The organism is Streptomyces sp. NPDC002536 (assembly GCF_053594995.1).
In genome coordinates, this window is record NZ_JBSFWU010000238.1 from 1 (window position 1) to 2197 (window position 2197).

Annotated in this window: 1 protein-coding gene; it reads left to right on the forward strand. The window is 65.5% G+C overall.

Annotated features, from left to right (window positions below):
• The first annotated feature begins 605 nt into the window (after positions 1–605).
• Entirely contained in the window at positions 606–2081 is a 1476-nt protein-coding gene (gene ltrA / locus ACWD4B_RS35680) for a group II intron reverse transcriptase/maturase (protein WP_451424667.1), read from the forward strand.
• The last annotated feature ends 116 nt before the right edge of the window (positions 2082–2197 follow it).

Sequence of the window (2197 nt, forward strand, 5' to 3'; positions counted from 1 at the left end):
CGTACTCGTGCGCCATGAGGCGTTGTTCGATTGTGTGGAGGTGAGAGACCTGCACCGCTGACCCTGTCGCAGCAGGGCGGTGAAGCTGAGGACAGCCCGATCCGGGAGGTGCCGGGGAGGGCGGGAGCAGTCCTGACAAAACCGGGGCGTGCCAGCACTGCCAGATGGTGCGGGTCCGGCGAGCGAGATGAAGAGGTGTACGAGAGGAACCGGCGTTTTACGTCTCTCAAATACTCACCGGCTCGAACCTGGCGGATGTGGGCCGGAGGCGATGCGCACCCAAGACCCTGTGCCGAACGGGGGCTTGGGGAACTCCTGGGCTGTCTGGGTATGTCGGCCCGGAGGCCACGTTGAAGGTCTGCGGCGTAGGCGTGGCGATATCGCAGGGGCATAGTCGGGCGCCTCCTTCATCGAACGATCGGCAATGAACATGGGAACCGCCCGGCGACGGTTCCTGCCTGGTGCGCGACCAGCGCAGCAGGCGGGATGGGCCCACCGTCGGCCGACAGCGTCGGGCGGGGCGGAGCCGCCGTAGTACTCCGAGCCGGGGAAAGCCCGCGCACATGGGGAAGGGCGGCAGCGGAATCGCGAAGGGAGGGGTTGCAATGCCGAAAGAAGCGCCGCTGAACAGCGACGCTCTGCCGGAGGCGGCCATGGGGCCGCGGGGGCGGGTATCGGGGATGCAGGCCAAGCTTCACCGTTGGGCGGCGGCCGACAAGGGCCGCAGGTTCGACGACCTGTTCAACCTCGTGCACGACCCGGCGACGCTGAGGGTGGCGTTCGAACGGGTCGCGGGCAACAAAGGTGCCAGAACCCCGGGCGTCGACGGCCTCACAGTCGTCAACGTCGAGGAGGAGATGGGTACTTCCGGGTTCCTGGAGGACCTGCGCCACGCACTCAAGACGGGTGAATTCCACCCCCTGCCGGTGCGTGAGCGTAAGATCCCCAAGCCCGGCGGCAGCGGCAAGTTGCGCAAACTGGGCATTCCTGCCGTGGCTGACCGGGTGGTCCAGGCCGCGCTGAAACTGGTGCTGGAACCGATCTTCGAGGCCGACTTCCTGCCGGTCTCCTATGGTTTCAGGCCGAAGCGGAGGGCGCACGACGCGATCGCCGAGATTCAGATGTTCGGCACCAAGGGATACCGCGGGGTGCTAGACGCGGACATCGAGGCGTGCTTCGACACGATCGACCACACGGCCCTGATGGACCGGGTGCGCCAACGGGTCAAGGACAAGCGCGTGCTGGCGCTGGTGAAGGCCTTCCTCAAAGCCGGCGCCCTCACCGAAGGTGGCGAGCGCGAGGAGACCTACACCGGCACTCCGCAAGGCGGCATCCTTTCGCCCCTGCTGGCCAACATCGCCCTGACTGCGCTCGATGAGCACATGCACGGGCCATGGTCAGAGGGGCAGGAGCAGTCCACACAGTCAAAGCGCGCTATACGTCGAAGGAAAGGCCTGCCGTGCTGGAGGATCGTCCGCTTTGCGGACGATTTCGTCATCATGAGCAACGGCCTTGAAAGCGACGTCGAGAACCTGCGCGAGGAGGTCACCGCTGCACTGAGGCCGCTCGGGCTGAGGCTGTCACCAGCCAAGACCCGGGTCGTCCATATGGCAGACGGGTTCGACTTTCTGGGGTTCCACATCCAGTGGCGCCGCAGGAGAGGGTCGGACAAGTGGCACGTCTACACCTTCATCGCCGACCGGCCTGTCCGGCAGCTGAAGGAGCGTATCCGAGCCTTGACGAACAGGACGTCGCAGCAGAACCCGGCCTACATCATGACCAAGCTCAACCAGGTCATGCGCGGGTGGGCCAACTACTTCAAGCACGCGGTATGCAAACACACGATGAGGGCCCTGGCGAACTTCGTATGGCACAGGGTCGTCACATGGTGGAGCACACGGCGCCGCTGGAAGTGGAGGGATGTCCGACGCTGGCTCATCGACCCGGCAACGGGACGATGGAACCCCCCAGCTGTCGACGGGATCACGCTGTTCAACCTGGCAGCAGTCCCCATCACCCGGTATCGCTACCGGGGAATCACCAAGATCCCTAACCCGTGGATTCTGCCCAACCACGCCTGATGGCAGGGACCGTGGAGAGCCCGGTGCGGTGAGAGTCGCACGCCGGGTTCGGAGAGCGGCCTGGGGAAACGGGTCGGCGGCAACGTCGAAACCGCGCCCCAGGCCGACTCACCAGA